Origin of the sequence: Mycobacterium sp. E2238 (assembly GCF_001672665.1) — a bacterium.
Classification (GTDB): domain Bacteria; phylum Actinomycetota; class Actinomycetes; order Mycobacteriales; family Mycobacteriaceae; genus Mycobacterium.
Genome location: NZ_LZKF01000019.1, coordinates 18,359 through 32,284, shown reverse-complemented (window position 1 = coordinate 32,284; position 13,926 = coordinate 18,359). Strand labels below are relative to the sequence as shown.

General features: G+C 66.7%; 18 protein-coding genes. 6 read left to right on the top strand and 12 right to left on the bottom strand.

Annotation, left to right across the window (positions count from 1 at the left end):
* Window positions 1-120 precede the first annotated feature (120 nt).
* Complete coding sequence (locus A5711_RS01445; protein WP_067943357.1) at window positions 121-489, top strand: hypothetical protein; 369 nt, start codon at window positions 121-123, stop codon at window positions 487-489.
* A 1-nt stretch (window position 490) separates the two neighbouring features.
* Here A5711_RS01445 and A5711_RS01440 read toward each other — a convergent pair whose 3' ends face one another.
* From A5711_RS01440 to A5711_RS01425, 4 genes are read right to left on the bottom strand one after another with little or no spacing between them, the layout of a single operon-like run.
* Window positions 491-1,717: a cytochrome P450 gene (locus tag A5711_RS01440; protein ID WP_067943427.1), complete on the bottom strand. Its 1,227-nt coding sequence runs from the start codon at window positions 1,715-1,717 to the stop codon at window positions 491-493.
* A 36-nt stretch (window positions 1,718-1,753) separates the two neighbouring features.
* On the bottom strand, window positions 1,754-2,659 hold the full coding sequence (locus A5711_RS01435) for a haloalkane dehalogenase (protein WP_067943355.1): 906 nt from the start codon (window positions 2,657-2,659) through the stop codon (window positions 1,754-1,756).
* A 1-nt stretch (window position 2,660) separates the two neighbouring features.
* On the bottom strand, window positions 2,661-3,146 hold the full coding sequence (locus A5711_RS01430; RefSeq protein ID WP_067943353.1) for an NUDIX domain-containing protein: 486 nt from the start codon (window positions 3,144-3,146) through the stop codon (window positions 2,661-2,663).
* Between the two features lie 4 nt (window positions 3,147-3,150).
* The gene (locus A5711_RS01425) at window positions 3,151-4,506 is read right to left on the bottom strand and encodes a wax ester/triacylglycerol synthase family O-acyltransferase (protein WP_067943352.1); all 1,356 of its coding nucleotides are present in this window, start codon (window positions 4,504-4,506) and stop codon (window positions 3,151-3,153) included.
* 93 nt (window positions 4,507-4,599) lie between these two features.
* Between A5711_RS01425 and A5711_RS01420 the strand changes: the two genes are divergently transcribed.
* Window positions 4,600-5,097, top strand: a complete 498-nt coding sequence (locus tag A5711_RS01420; RefSeq protein WP_067943425.1) for an adenosine-specific kinase — start codon at window positions 4,600-4,602, stop codon at window positions 5,095-5,097.
* A 1-nt stretch (window position 5,098) separates the two neighbouring features.
* Here A5711_RS01420 and A5711_RS01415 read toward each other — a convergent pair whose 3' ends face one another.
* Together A5711_RS01415 and A5711_RS01410 are read right to left on the bottom strand one after the other, a co-directional pair.
* Window positions 5,099-5,485 (bottom strand): DUF1330 domain-containing protein, encoded by a 387-nt coding sequence (locus A5711_RS01415; RefSeq protein ID WP_067943350.1) that lies wholly within the window; start codon window positions 5,483-5,485, stop codon window positions 5,099-5,101.
* A gap of 8 nt (window positions 5,486-5,493) precedes the next feature.
* Complete coding sequence (locus A5711_RS01410; RefSeq protein WP_067943348.1) at window positions 5,494-6,351, bottom strand: SDR family NAD(P)-dependent oxidoreductase; 858 nt, start codon at window positions 6,349-6,351, stop codon at window positions 5,494-5,496.
* Between the two features lie 105 nt (window positions 6,352-6,456).
* Here A5711_RS01410 and A5711_RS01405 point away from each other — a divergent pair, with 105 nt between their 5' ends.
* The 3 genes from A5711_RS01405 to A5711_RS01395 are packed head-to-tail and all read left to right on the top strand — an operon-like array spanning window position 6,457 to window position 8,914.
* Entirely contained in the window at window positions 6,457-7,536 is a 1,080-nt protein-coding gene (locus A5711_RS01405) for a dihydrodipicolinate reductase (RefSeq protein ID WP_067943423.1), read from the top strand.
* A complete protein-coding gene (locus A5711_RS01400; RefSeq protein WP_067943346.1) occupies window positions 7,533-8,306 on the top strand; it encodes an SDR family NAD(P)-dependent oxidoreductase in 774 nt (257 codons plus the stop codon). The genes A5711_RS01405 and A5711_RS01400 overlap by 4 nt, the downstream gene beginning before the upstream one ends.
* On the top strand, window positions 8,303-8,914 hold the full coding sequence (locus tag A5711_RS01395; RefSeq protein WP_067943344.1) for a TetR/AcrR family transcriptional regulator: 612 nt from the start codon (window positions 8,303-8,305) through the stop codon (window positions 8,912-8,914). Before A5711_RS01400 ends, A5711_RS01395 begins: the two co-directional genes overlap by 4 nt.
* On the opposite strand, the gene A5711_RS01390 is transcribed toward A5711_RS01395, so the two are convergent.
* Complete coding sequence (locus A5711_RS01390; RefSeq protein WP_067943342.1) at window positions 8,915-9,913, bottom strand: D-2-hydroxyacid dehydrogenase family protein; 999 nt, start codon at window positions 9,911-9,913, stop codon at window positions 8,915-8,917.
* A 30-nt stretch (window positions 9,914-9,943) separates the two neighbouring features.
* Here A5711_RS01390 and A5711_RS26720 point away from each other — a divergent pair, with 30 nt between their 5' ends.
* A complete protein-coding gene (locus A5711_RS26720) occupies window positions 9,944-10,120 on the top strand; it encodes a hypothetical protein (protein ID WP_197520720.1) in 177 nt (58 codons plus the stop codon).
* 10 nt (window positions 10,121-10,130) lie between these two features.
* On the opposite strand, the gene A5711_RS26715 is transcribed toward A5711_RS26720, so the two are convergent.
* Genes A5711_RS26715 through A5711_RS01370 form a run of 5 tightly spaced genes read right to left on the bottom strand, consistent with a single transcriptional unit; the run spans window position 10,131 to window position 13,911 of the window.
* Window positions 10,131-10,406, bottom strand: a complete 276-nt coding sequence (locus A5711_RS26715) for a hypothetical protein (protein ID WP_156744710.1) — start codon at window positions 10,404-10,406, stop codon at window positions 10,131-10,133.
* 49 nt (window positions 10,407-10,455) lie between these two features.
* Window positions 10,456-11,427 carry an LLM class flavin-dependent oxidoreductase gene (locus A5711_RS01385; protein ID WP_067943340.1) on the bottom strand — a complete coding sequence of 324 codons (972 nt, stop codon included), beginning with the start codon at window positions 11,425-11,427 and terminating at the stop codon, window positions 10,456-10,458.
* 1 nt (window position 11,428) lies between these two features.
* The gene (locus A5711_RS01380) at window positions 11,429-11,908 is read right to left on the bottom strand and encodes a VOC family protein (RefSeq protein WP_067943338.1); all 480 of its coding nucleotides are present in this window, start codon (window positions 11,906-11,908) and stop codon (window positions 11,429-11,431) included.
* Window positions 11,909-11,923: 15 nt separating this feature from the next.
* Window positions 11,924-12,673, bottom strand: a complete 750-nt coding sequence (locus A5711_RS01375) for an SDR family NAD(P)-dependent oxidoreductase (RefSeq protein ID WP_067943336.1) — start codon at window positions 12,671-12,673, stop codon at window positions 11,924-11,926.
* Window positions 12,670-13,911, bottom strand: coding sequence for an MBL fold metallo-hydrolase (locus tag A5711_RS01370; protein WP_067943333.1), 1,242 nt, complete (start codon window positions 13,909-13,911; stop codon window positions 12,670-12,672). The genes A5711_RS01375 and A5711_RS01370 overlap by 4 nt, the downstream gene beginning before the upstream one ends.
* Window positions 13,912-13,926 lie beyond the last annotated feature (15 nt).

Sequence of the window (13,926 nt, the reverse complement as noted above, 5' to 3'; positions counted from 1 at the left end):
ATGATAGCCGCGCAGAGCAGCGCATCCCCGCCCGAAGGTGCCACCCTGTGGACAAACTTCCAACTGTGGATAACTTCGGCCGGGCGTTTAATACGACCCAGAGCGGGCAAGCGAACTCACATGTCTGTGACAGCGTTTCAGGATCTGCCGTTGGCCGATCGCGATCGCAAGTGGGACGGAGACGCCGCCGAGAAGCGGGTTCGCAGCTGGGCCGGGGCCGAGGACGCGCCGAACCAGAAATACCGTGATGCCCACGTCTGGTACGACAACGACAAGAAGGACAACTTCACGGCGTACAAACTGTTGATCGCCGATGTGGTCGGCGGCGACCTCAAGGCCGTGCCGCGTGGGGTGATGGCGGCCGGCGCCATCATGGACGGCGCCCGTGGCGGCATCGACCTGCCGAAGGCGGACGTCGACCGTGTCAAGAGCCACTTGGCGAAGTACTACAAGAAGATGGGCGAGAGCCCTCCGTGGGAGCGCGGGTGAGCTAGACCGCGACGGACAGGTGCGACAGTCCGCGCAGCGTGACGTTCGCCTTGTACTGCGGCTCGCCGTCGGGCCGCGCGTGCGGGAACCGCGCCGTCACCGCCGACAGCGCCACGCCGGCTTCCAGCCGGGCCAGCGGCGCACCCAAGCAGTAGTGCGCGCCCCGGCCAAAGCCCAGGTGTCGCAATCCTTTCCGGTCCGGATCGAAGATATCGGGCCGGTCGAATTCCGCAGGGTCACGGTGGGCGGCGGCGAGCACCAACATCATGACATCGCCCGCGGGAACCTCGGCTCCCCCAATCACCATGTCGGCGAGAGCAATTCGGCCGACCAGTTGTACGGGTGGGTCGAAGCGCAGGGTCTCTTCCACGATCGCCGGCGCTCGGCCCGGCTCGGCGCCCAGGGCGGTCCAGTGCGTGCGATGGCGCAGCATCGCCAACATGGCGTTCCCAATCAGGTTCACCGTGGTCTCATGTCCCGCGATCAAGAGCAGGTTGCAGGTGGAGACGATCTCCTCCTCGGTCAGTTGATCTCCGGACTCCTCCACCGCGATCAGCCCCGACAGCAAGTCATCACCGGGTGTCGAACGGCGGCGGTCGATCAGACCGTGGAAGTACTCGCGCAACCACGCCCCGGCCTGCTGTCGCTCGTTCGCCAGCTCCGGCGGCACGCCGGTGATCGTCGAAAACGGATCAAGCGCCTGGGCGAGCAACGCCGATGCGCGACTGAACTGGGGCTCGTCATCGAGGGGGACACCGAGCAGCCGGCAGATCACCGCGACCGGCAGCGGGTAGGCGAAATCCTCGACGACATCGAAGTGGCCCTTTTCGGCGACCCGATCGAGCATTCCGTCGACCAGCGAACGGATATCGGGTTCCAACGCGTTCACCACCTTCGGCGCGAATGCCTTGCTGACCAGCCTGCGCAGCCTGGTGTGATCGGGTGGATCGAGAAACAAGAAACCCGGCGGACCCTGCCTGCGCGGCGACGTGCCGGCCTCGGCCTGCCGCTTGGCGACCGTCGAGTTGACGTTGTCGCTGCTTGACGACGGGTGCCGCAATACCTCGTCGCAGTCTCGGTAGCTCGAGAAGACGGTCAGGTTGGCGCCGGGCAACTGCAACGCTCCCCCGTCGCGAAACTGCGCACACAGGGGATACGGGTCGGGCCGGTTGGCCGGGTCCAGCAGCTGCAGCAGCAACCCCTGGGAATCGGTCGGCGCGGTCGTCATGCGGCCATTCTGCCCCTCGGCGGGCCGCACACAGTTTCAGCGACGGAGGAACTCGACGATGTGGCCCGCTAGTTCCTCACCCGCATCCTCTTGCAGGAAGTGTCCGGCGCCGCGGATCAGGGGATGATCGATCCCCTGCGCGCCGCGCATCTCGCGCTGGAAGATCGCGCCCATCGGACCGGTGATCGGGTCGCTGTCGCTGAAGGCGACCAGCATGGGGGTCGGGCTCGCGGCGAGTGTGGCCCATGCCGCTTTGTTGGCCGCCGCCGCGGGATCGTCCGGCGAGGTCGGCACCAAGCCCGGCATGGCGCGCGGACCCGCACAGTACTCGTCGCCCGGAAACGGCGCGTCATAGCTTGCGCGTACGTCGTCGCTCATCGGTTGGCGGCATCCGCCCTGCACGAACGCGCCGACGTGTAGCTCCGGCGCGGTGGTGATCGCTTCGCGAAATCGCCACCAGACGTCGGGCATCGGCTGCTCCCCGGTCGGCAGACCGGTGTTGGCCACGACCAGCTGGGCGAATCGGTCGGGGTGTTCGGCGGCGAGGCGCAAACCGATCAGCCCGCCCCAGTCCTGGCCGACGAGGGTCACGTTTCGAAGATCGAGGACATCGAAGGCCACCGCGCGCATCCATTCGACGTGGCGCGCGTAGCTGTGATCCTCGCGGCGGGTGGGTTTGTCCGAACGACCGAACCCGACCAGATCGGGGCAGATAACCCGGTGTCCGGCGCCGACAAGTACCGGAATCATCTTGCGGTACAGGAAAGACCACGACGGTTCGCCGTGCAGCATGAGGATCGGGTCGGCTCGCTCGGGACCGTCTTGCACCCAGGCGACCCGCAGCGTCCCGCCTTCGCCGTCCGATATTTCGCAATACCTGGGCGCATACGGAAAGTCGGGTACCCGGTCGAACGACTCGTCGGGTGTGCGTAACGTCTGCATGTCAGGTCCCTTCGTGTAACCCCGCCAAATCGGGATGCGCCATCAACCGGTCCAGAAATCCAAGTTGCCCCTTCAGCAGCTTGACGCGGGCCTGCGCCACCGAAAACCAGCCCACCCGATCGACTTCCGGGAACTCGCGCAACTTGCCCGAACCCTTCGGCCATTCCAATTCGAAGGTGTTGCTGCGCGCGTCGGTCACGTCCAGGTCGCCGCAAACGGCGAAGGCGGTGACTACCTTGCCGCCGGACTGTTTGAGTTGGCCGAGGTCCAGCCGTTCCCCGCCCGGCGCCGAAAGCCCGAGTTCTTCGGAGAACTCGCGTCGCGCGGCGGTCCACGGATCGTCGCTCTCGGCGTACTCCCCTTTGGGAATCGACCACGCCCCGTCGTCTTTTCGCGCCCAGAACGGGCCTCCCGGATGGGCGATCAGGACTTCGACGACGCCGTCGCGGGTCCGGTACAACAGCACGCCCGCACTGAGCTTCGGCATTCCCTCAGGACCCGACCGAGCGTTCCAGGTCCTTGAGCGATGACTCGAGGTGCGCGAGCAGCCGCTGCAGGTGCGGCACGCTGCGCCGGCATCCCACCAGACCGAAGTCCAGGTTTCCGGCGTTGTTGGCCAGCGTGATGTTCAACGCCTGTCCGTCGAGCGCGATCGATAGCGGATAGTTTCCGTCGAGGCGAGCGCCCCCGTAGTAGATCGGCTGGGTGGGCCCCGGCACGTTCGAAATGATGATGTTGAACGGCGGCGACGTCGACGCCACCCAACCGGGGACCGCCGCCAAAGCGAGCGCTGACGTATTGGCGGCGGACAGCGCCAGCGCTTGGAAGCGAGGCAACTGCGAGAACACCTTCTTGTTGCTGCGCATCGAATCGCTGATGGTCTGCAATCGCTGTGCGGGATCGTCGGTATCGGTGGCGAGGTTGCACAGGATGGCGCCGACGAGGTTGCCCCCGGCGTCGGCCTCCTCCTCGGTGCGCAGGCTCACGGGGACCATCGCGATCAGCGGGGTGTCCGGCAACGCGTTCTGCTCGAGCAGGTAGTAGCGCAGGGCGCCCGAGCACATCGCCAGCACGACATCGTTGACGGTCACGCCGGCGGCCTTCTTGACGCTCTTGATGCGGTCCAACGACCATGACTGTGCCGCGCAGCGGCGCGCGCCGCCTATCTTGACGTTCAGCATGGTGCGCGGGGCCCCGAACGGCAGCGTCAGCTGCTGTTCGAACAGCGCCGCCCGGGCCAGCGAGAGCGTCGACGGGGCAAGCGCCGCAAGGGATCCCGCCGCATGCAGCGCCGAAGTCAGGGGACTCACCGGGTTCCGCTTGCGCTTGCTCTTGGGCAGGCTCCACGGCGCGCGGATCTCGGTATCGTCGGGGTCGGTCGACAATGCGCGCTGCATCAGCTTCTGCGCGGAGACGCCGTCGATCAGTGCGTGGTGGATCTTCGTGTAGACGGCGAACCGGCCGTCCTTGAGTCCCTCGATGATGTGTGTTTCCCACAGCGGGCGATGACGATCGAGCAGGCTGCTGTGCCACCGCGAGGTCAGCTCGAGCAGTTCACGGATCCGCCCGGGCGAGGGCACCGCCGAGCGCCGGACGTGGTAGTCGATGTCGACATCTTTGTCGTAGGACCAGCCCAGGTTCGCGATTCCGCCGACGAACGTCGCCGGATGCTTGCGGAACGTGGGCTGGAAATCATCCTGCGCCACCAAGCGGTCGTAGAGGTCACGGACGAAGCCGCGGCCGGCGCCCTCCGGCAGCTCGAACAACTGCAGACCGCCGACGTGCATGGGATGTTCCCGCGACTCGCCCAGCAGAAATATCGCGTCGGTGGGCATCATCAGTTCCATCCATCAATTAGACCTCGACTAGCGCCCGGGCGAAGGCCCTCTTCGAACATCGCGGTCTTTCGGCCGGCGGTGGACTGGTGGCAGCATGGGTTCGTGGCGACGCGATCGTTGAACTGGGATGTGGTGGCCGTTGACAAGCCAGCGGATGTCAACGTGATCATCGGCCAGGCGCATTTCATCAAAACGGTCGAAGACCTGCACGAGACCCTGGCCGGAGTGAGCCCGTCGCTGCGGTTCGGAGTGGCCTTCTGCGAGGCGTCCGGGCCGCGGTTGGTTCGCCGCAGCGGCAACGACGCGGACCTGGTCGAACTGGCAACTCACGCCGCGCTGGCCATCGCGGCCGGACACAGCTTCGTGATCTTCTTGCGTGAGGGCTTTCCGGTCAATGTCCTCAACCCGGTGAAAGCGGTGCCCGAAGTCTGCGGGATCTACTGCGCCACAGCCAATTCAGTGGAAGTCATTGTGGCGGTGTCCCCGCACGGTCGCGGCATCGTGGGCGTCATCGACGGAGAGACTCCCCTCGGAGTGGAAGGCGACAGCGACGCGGCCGAACGCCACGACTTGCTGCGCGCCATCGGTTACAAGCTCTGAGTCAGTCGGCCGCGAGTGACCACGCTGACGTCGCGATGAGGTCACCGCGGTCCAAACCGGCGGCGCGATGTTCGTGCACCGCCGCGTACTCGGCGGTGGTCACCATGTCGATGAACGCCTGCGGCGTCGGATACTCAACGAGGAGAATAGCGTCCCACCAAGGCCTTTCGCCATCGCCGATGACGAAGGCCGGCGCGGTTCCCGCGTAGCGGACGGTGGCACCCACCCGCTGCAGGTGCGGTGCGACCTCCTGCCCGTAGCGCTGGTAGGACTCCAGACCACCCGGCGTCTTGAACTTCAACAAGTTGACCATCACCACCGGTGCGTCGGCCGGCCGGGCGGCTAGGGCCGCGAACTGCTCGCGGGTGGGCTCCAAGGAACTGCTCATGTAAACGATTAGAGCAGATCGGTGATGGTCTTCAGGCCCGCTTCGTACAGCACGCCGGGCAGCATGCCCCCGTCGTGCTCGATGGTGGTGCCGTTGACGAAGTCGGCCTCGCCGCCGGCCAGGAACACGCAGACCCTGCCCACCTCCGCGGGATCACCCGCACGCCGCAGCGGGACGGCGGCGAAATACTTTGCGCCGGTTGGGTCGTCCTTGGGCAGCACGAACGACCGGAAGTTCTCGGTCATCGTCGGTCCCAGCGCGATGCAATTGACCCGCACCTTGGGCCCCCACTCCTCGGCCAGCGAGCGGGTGAGATGGTTGAGCCCGCTCTTGGCCGCACCGTAGGAAACCAACGTCGGCGACCCCGCCGGATGCCCGGCGCCGCTGGAGATGTTGATGATGCAGCCCACGCCCTCTTGGGTGCGCATCTGCCGGTAGGCGCGGATCGCGAACCACAGCGGGCTGATCAGGTTCATCTGCACCGCGTACGCGTGGAACAGCGCCGTTCGCTCGTACTCGTCGTCGCTGGCCGGCGCCCCCTGGATGCGTTGCACCAACTCGGGAATGCTGTCGACGTGCGGCGCCGGAACGGTCCCGCCGGCGTTGTTCACCAGAATGTCGATCCGGCCGTGCTCGGCGACGACCTCGGCAACGAAGGAGTCGATCGCTCGGTAGTCTCCTTGATCACAAACCTTCTGGAAGGCCCGTGCGGCCCAGTCGGTTTCGCAACCGGGGATGGCGTCCAGCGGTGAACGCGAACAGCCGACGACGGTGGCGCCGGCCCGGAGCAATTCGTGGGCGATGCCGACGCCCACGCCGCGGCTCGTTCCGGTGACGATCGCGACCTTGCCGTCGAGGATGCTCATGACAGGCCTTCCTACTCCAGTCGGATGTTGACAGTCACTGTCAACCGGTCATACTGTGCCAGTCCGGTCGTGGGCGTGTAAAGCATGCAATTCGGAGGTCAGCAGATGAGTAGTCCGTCCAAGCTTCGTGTCATTCAGTGGGCGACCGGAGGCGTCGGCAAGGCGGCCATCGCGTGCGTCCTGAACCATCCACGGCTGGAGCTGGCGGGCTGCTGGGTGCACAGCGCCGACAAGAACGGGGTCGACGTAGGGCGAATCCTCGGAATTCAGGACCTCGGTGTCACGGCCACTTCCAGCATCGACGAGATCCTGGCGCTGGACGCCGACTGCGTCATGTACAGCCCGCTGATTCCCAACGACGAAGAGGTGATCGCGATCCTGCGATCCGGCAAGAACGTCGTCACCCCGGTCGGCTGGGTGTACCCCGATCCGGGTAACCCCAGGCACCAGGCCGTCGCAGACGCCGCGGTGGAAGGTGGCGTAACTCTGCACGGTTCCGGGATCCACCCCGGCGGCATCACCGAACGATTCCCGCTCATGCTGTCGTCCCTCTCGTCGGCGGTCACCCACATCCGGGCCGAGGAATTCTCCGACATCCGCACCTACAACGCCCCGGACGTCGTGCGCCACATCATGGGCTTCGGCGGCACCCCCGAGGAAGCAATGCAAGGGCCCATGGCCGGCCTGCTCGAGGCCGGCTTCAAGCAGTCGGTGCGAATGATCGCAGACCACATGGGGTTTCGTATCGAACCGAACATCAGGACCATTCAGGACGTCGCCGTCGCGACCGCCGACATCGACTATGCGCCGTTTCCGATCACCACCGGAACCGTGGCCGCGCGCCGGTTCCGTTGGCAGGCCCTGGTCGACGGCGAGCCGGTCATCACCGCGGCGGTCAACTGGCTGATGGGTGAGGAGAACTTGGAGCCGGCCTGGAATTTCGGCGGCAAGGGTGAACGCTTCGAGGTCGAGATCACCGGTGACCCCACCGTGAGCCTCACCTTCAAGGGTCTGCAGCCCGAGACGATCGCCGAAGGGCTGGTGAAGAATCCGGGCGTGGTGGCCACGGCCAATCACTGCGTCAACGCCATTCCCGACGTCTGCGCCGCCGAACCCGGCATCAAGACTTACCTCGACCTGCCCATGTTCGCGGGCCGCCCGGCGCCCGCGCTCGCCTCCTCATGACCTACAGCCATCCCTTCTCGCTGCGCGACCACGTCGCGATCGTCACCGGCGCCGCCCAGGGCGTGGGCAGGGGCACCGCGGCCGCGCTGCTGGAACGCGGGGCGGCGGTGCTGCTGGTCGACATCCAAGACGAGTTGCTGGGCAAGACAACCGACGAGCTGTCATCGTTGGGACGCGTCGAGAAGCTGACCGCCGACTTGCGCGACCCGGACAGCGCCCGAAGGATTGTGACGGCCGCGGTCGACGCCTTCGGCACGGTGCACGGGCTGGTCAACAATGCGATCGCCACCAACGAACCGAAGGCGTTCGTGGATATCACCACCGAGGACTTCGCACTCGGTCACGACGTCGGCCCGCGGGCGACGTTCCTGCTCATGCAGGCCGTTCATCCCGTTATGGTCGAGGCGGGCGGCGGGTCGATCGTCAATCTCGGATCCGGGACGGGCACCGGCGGCGAACCAAAATGGGGCGGATATGCCGCCGCCAAGGAGGCCATCCGGGGCCTGTCGAAGGTCGCCGCTCTGGAGTGGGGACGCGACAACATCCGGGTCAACGTCATCTGCCCGTTCGCCGAATCGGACGGGGTCAAATTCTGGAAGTCGTTCGCGCCCAAGGAGTACGAGAAAGCCGTGGGACGCGTGCCGATGAAGCGGATCGGGGATGTCCGAACCGACGTGGGCGCGCTGGTCGCCTTCCTGCTGGGCAGCGACGCGACATTCATCACCGGCCAGACCATTCACGTCGACGGCGGAATCGGCTGCTTCCGGTGACTTTGCCCAGAGGAGAGTCGCTGCGCGATCGGCAGCGCGCGCAGATCCGGGCCGACATCAGGCGCGCGGCGTTCCGGCTCTTCGTCGAGCGCGGTTACGACGCCGTGACGACGGAAGAAATCGCCGCCGCCGCAGGCGTTTCGCCGCGAACCTTCTTCCGGCACGTGCCGACGAAGGAAGAGCTGCTGCTCGCACCCGTTCGCCATGGCGGCGCGGCGATCGTCAACCTGCTCGAGCAGCGGCCCGCCAGTGAGCCCCCTGATGTCGCGCTGATCAACGCCATCATCACGCGGACCCGATCGTTCGAGCAGGCGGACACCGACGAGTGGCGAGAAGCGCTGCTGGTGGCCCCCGACCTGCTGCGTAAGGTGACCGTTCACACGCCCGCCGACAAGGAGCGGGCGGCCAAGCTGATAGCCGAACGCATGGGCGTGAACTCCGATGTCGACCTACGCCCCGGCTTGCTGGTCCAACTCGCCTTCGCCGCAGCCGATTTCGGCTTCCAGCAATGGGTACGCCAGTCCGGTCGCCCATGGCCGCTGGATCGCTACGTCACCGAAGCGCTCGAAGCGGTCAAGAGCCCGCACTGGAAACGGAGACGCCCCTGATCAACCCCGAAACGCCTCAGGGTTCGCGATCCGGATCGGGGCCGCGTCCAACCAGGCGGCCACCGCCTCCACGGTGTCGGAGTAAAAGGCACCGAGCATCTCACGAGTGACGTATCCCAGGTGTGGAGACAGCGTCACATTCGGCAGCAGCCTCAATCGGTGATCGGACGGCAGCGGTTCGACGTCATAGACGTCCAGCCCCGCACCGGCAATGCGCCCGGTTTCGAGGGCGGCGATCATCGCGGCCTCGTCGACGATCGGGCCCCGCGACGTGTTGATCAAGTATGCCTGCGGCTTCATCAGGGCCAGCTCGGCTTCACCCACCAGACCACGAGTGCGTTCCGACAGGACGACGTGGATGGAGACCACGTCGGACTCCTCGAACAGCGTCACCTTCTCGACCCGGCGCGCGCCGGCCGCCGCGGCGGCGTCGGCGGTGAGGTTCTGGCTCCACGCGATGACCTCCATGCCAAAGACTTTCGCGTATTCGGCCATCCGCTTGCCCACCCGGCCGAGGCCCAACAAGCCGAGCGTCTTGCCGGACAGCGTGAGACCCGTCGTCACCTGCCAGCCGCCGCCTCGCATCCGCCGGTGTTCCTCGGCCAGGTTGCGTACCGTGGCGATCAGCAATCCCCAGGCGAATTCGGGGGTGGCGTCGTGCACGGATCGGAATCGCGGATGGGCGAAGTCGGTATGGGCGACGAGGATGCCCCGCTCTGTCGCCGCACCCAGGTCCAGGTTGGGCAGGCTTCTTCCGACGATCGTGATCAGTCTCAGGTTCGGCAGCCGCGCGAGCAGCGTTCGTGGTAGCGCCATCCGTTCGCGCAGGGTGCAGATCACATCGAACGGCCGCAGCTCTTCCGCCGCCTCGTCCTCGGACAGGTGCCGGTCGAAAACTGTTATGCGGGACCGGTTTTGCACCGGTGACCAGTCCGCAAGCCGCAGGGCCGCGCCGGCGTAATCGTCCAGGATCGCCACTTCGGGCGTGAGGTCACCCATCTCCCCATTGAAGCACCGACCCTTGGTCTGGTGATGCGTCGGCTCGCCCTGATTCTGATCGCGGCGATGTGGACGATCAGCGCGCTCATCTCCGCCCTGCGCGACGGCGCCTCACCATTCCAAGCGGGTAGGCGCGCGTCAACGGCCGCCAGCGCCACGGTGCAGCGCCTCGGCGGGCGGCCGGACCTGAGCGGGCTCGGCGGGTGATCGCGACGGCTCAGCCGCCGCCGCCACCCGCGCCTCCGCCTCCCCCACCGGCACCCCCGGCGGCGCCGCCACCACCCGTGCCGGTGGTGCCGCTGCCACCGTAGGTTCCTCCAGGAGCGGGCGGTGGGGGCGGCGGTGGCACCTGGCTGGATGACGTGGGCACCGGCGCCGCGGGAGGATTGCTTGCCAATGCGCTTGCGCCGGCACCGCCGCCGAAGGCGACCGCCAAACCGAGTGCGGCGGTGCCACCGGCGAGCGCCAGCGTCTTCTTAGCTCCAAACTTCATGACCGGCCGCATACCCGATATCGGCTTGCACAATCACGGGTTTGGCGACTCAGCCGAGCGCGGGCAGGACCTTGTCGGTGAGCAACTGAACGGACTTCCACGCTTCGTCGACGGGCATGCCGCCGACCAGTGGGTGCATCACGAGCGGGCCGTAGTTGTCGGCGTCGCGGACCTCCGCGATCAGCTCGTCGGGAGTCAGGAAGCGATAGCGACCCGACGCCTTGACCTCGTCCAGCGTCTGCACGCCGGGCAAATGCATCAGCGACCGTTGATCGGTTGACCATCCCCCGTAAGTAAACGCCTCCCAGAGGATGTGGTCGCCGAGTTCCGCCCAGGCCCGGTCGGGGTCCTCGTGCAGGAAGATCATTCCGCGGTTAACGGGCCCCGGCATGAGAATGAGCGGCGTCATGCCGGCCTCGGCACAAAGCTCGCGGTAGTAGGCGGCGATGTCGGGCAGGTGGTCGGCCAGGCTGAGGGGCAACCCGAATCGCGCCGCGCGTCGCGCCGTGGCACGGGCGCCACCCCCGACGTACAGCGGCGGATGCGGACGGGTCCAGGTGCCGGTGCAGATTCCCTCGTCGGCGCCGGTGCCGGACCATACCGACAGCATCCGCTCGAGCAGGCCGTCCATCAGAGCGCCCCGCCGCGCGAAATCGGCTCCCATGGCGGCATATTCGGCTGTGCGGTAGCCGAGGCCGACAGTGGTGTGCAGCCGGCCCCGGCTCATGTTGTCGACGAGCGCGATGTCCTCGGCGAGCCGCACCGGATTCCACAACGGGCCGAGCGCACAGTCCACGCTGGCGATCAGCGTGGACGTCCGGGCTAAGAACATTGCCGCCGCCATGATGGGATTGCAGCTCCAGCCGTGTCCGGTCGCGTGGTGCTCGTCGACACTGATGGAGGTGATGCCGTGCGTCTCGCCCCACTGCGCCAGTTCGAGGGCGGCCGACAACAGCCGGCTCTGCGTGCGTGGTTCGCCGTGCGGGGAGGCGAAGTTGAAGCGCAGTACCGTCAGCAACACGTCATGCCTCGTCGGGGGCTGCCATCGACCGCAGGAACGCGGGAAAGTCGGGAAACAGCGCGCGGTCGACGATCTCGATGCGGGCGCCGAAAGCGTCCGTGTAGTAGGCGAATAGCCCGAGATCGGAACCGGGAACGTCCGCCGTCATCTCGAGCGTGAAGCCGTTAACCTCCAGCGCGCGCGCACTGTCGGCCAGGTCGTCGCTGAAATAGCCGAGGTGGTGAACCGCGTTGCCCGGCGCGGCCGTCCACGGACTCCCAGGTACCTCCTGTACGAGTTCGACGTGCGGACTCTGCAGGGAGTAGACGATCGTCGAGGTCAATTCGCGGACACCCGTCGGGGTGCGGAACGGTAGGGTATAGCTCATCGGGGTGATCCACCGGTAGCCGGCCAGAGCGCTAAGTCGGCCCATGGCCGCATCGAGGTCGGGCACGATGATGCCGGTATGGTAGAAGTCCTCGGGCCGCAACGCAATTGACATGGCTTTCCTCGTGTCTCAGACGCAGTCCGACGCGGCGTCGACGACGAAAACCGCGCCGCTGGTGTAGCTACTCTGCTCGGTACAAAGGAAGGCGATGGTCGGGGCGATCTCCCCGACGGTGCCGAACCGGCGCAGCGGGATATGCGCCAGCTCCGAGTCCACCAATTCGGCCGAGCCCTGCATGGGCGCGGTCATCGGAGTGTCGATCGCCCCCGGCGCCACAGCGTTCACCCGGATCCCCTTACCGGCCCATTTGACGGCGAGGTTCCTTGTGATGCAAACGATCCCCGCCTTCGCCGCGCCGTATCCGGGTACCAGAGGAACGGCCCGTAGCGCGGACATCGACGCCAGGTTCACCACGCTGGCGCCGCCCGCGGCCGTCGACGCCTTCAGGGCACGGTAGAGCCCGACCGTCAAGCGGTACGGCCCGGTGAGGTTTAGCGCCACCGACGCGTCGAACCCGTCGGGCTTGGATTCATCAAGGCCGCCAGGGAAATTGGCCCCCGCGTTGTTGATCAGTACGTCGAGCCGGTCGAACCTGTCCGCCAGTGCGTCCACCGAACGCGGGTCGCTGATCTGGAGCTGGTGATAATCCATGCCGGACAGGTCGACGTCGTAGTCGTCCGACGTCGGTTTGGTCCCGGTTACCGCGACGCGGGCGCCGGCGTCGCGGAACAACACCGCGGTGGCGTGTCCGATCCCGCTGGTGGCGCCCGTGATCAGAGCGGTGGTTCCGGTGAAGTCGAAGCTGACGCGCGCCGTCATGAGTTCCTCGCTATCTGGTTGCGCAGCCAGGCGGTTTCCCAGAAGTTCGTGCTGGCGGCCAGAAGTTCTTCATGGGCGTCCCGAAGCACGTCCCGAGCGCCGGCATGGTCCGACGGAAGAAGCTCGGCCAGGTGGATGGCCTGTAGCGGGCGGCCGTCGGCGAGGTGTGCCCGCGCCCGGCTGACCAATGCGTCGGCTCCGGCCAGCTCGACCACGTCCGGTGCGACGCTGTCGAACCCGACCGGATAGAGCTCGGTGGTCGACTCGTGGTGAAACCAGCCGGAGTAGTTCTCCCAGACGGCCCGCACGTCCCAGGCCACCTTTCCATAGCCTTGTCCCACTTCGTATTCCGCAGGCAGTGCGATGTCACGCATCAGGGTCCGGACGTCCTTGCCTGCGTTCATCCCCTCGACGGTCCGATCGTGGACGTACCGGATCGCGTCGCGCAGCCGGGTCAGTTCGGCGTATATCAGTTCGGCCCCCGCTATCGGTTCGAAATGACCGGTCACCAGGAGGTCGGGCCGCAGGTCGCGCACCCGCTCCACGGAGGCGATGGTTGTGAGCGCGTCGCGATACCGGTCGCCACGGATGGTGACCAGGTTGGGTATGTGCCCGAATAGCGGGCCGAAGACGTTCCCGCACAGGCAAATCCGCTCGTCCGGCAGCCACACCACCAGCGAATCGGTGGTTTCGCCCCCGGGCACGGAGATCAGCTCCATCCGCCGGCCGCCAACCTCCAGGGCCAAGGTGTCTTCGAAGTCGAGATCGACGACGGGAACGCTCTGGCCGGCGAGCCGGCTACTCCCCAGCCGCCGCTGGATGGCTTGGATGCCGGACGCCAGGGTGTCCTTGAATGCAAAGGCGCTACGGCTGGCGCGATACGGGATGAGGCGTTCGTTGTCGTCGCGCCACAGCGTCCAGTTGGCCTGCGCGATCACGGTGGTGTCGGGGTCGCGCACGCTGTCCAGACCACCGACGTGGTCGACGTGGCCCTGCGTGAAGACGATATAGCGCACCGGCGAGGGGTCGACGGCGTCGAAGTTCGCGCGATGCACGGGGCCCTCGAAACCCATGCCGGTGTTGATGATCACCCGGCCCTCACGCGTGGTGAGCAGGTAGGAATTCGACAGCCCCGGTGAGACCCACAGCCCGGGCGCGATCTCCTCGGCCCGTTCGGCGGCCGCGGGACGCATGGCGTCGGCGCCGGGCCTGCCGCGGTAGACCGGTTCGAAACTCATCGATGTGTCGCCTTC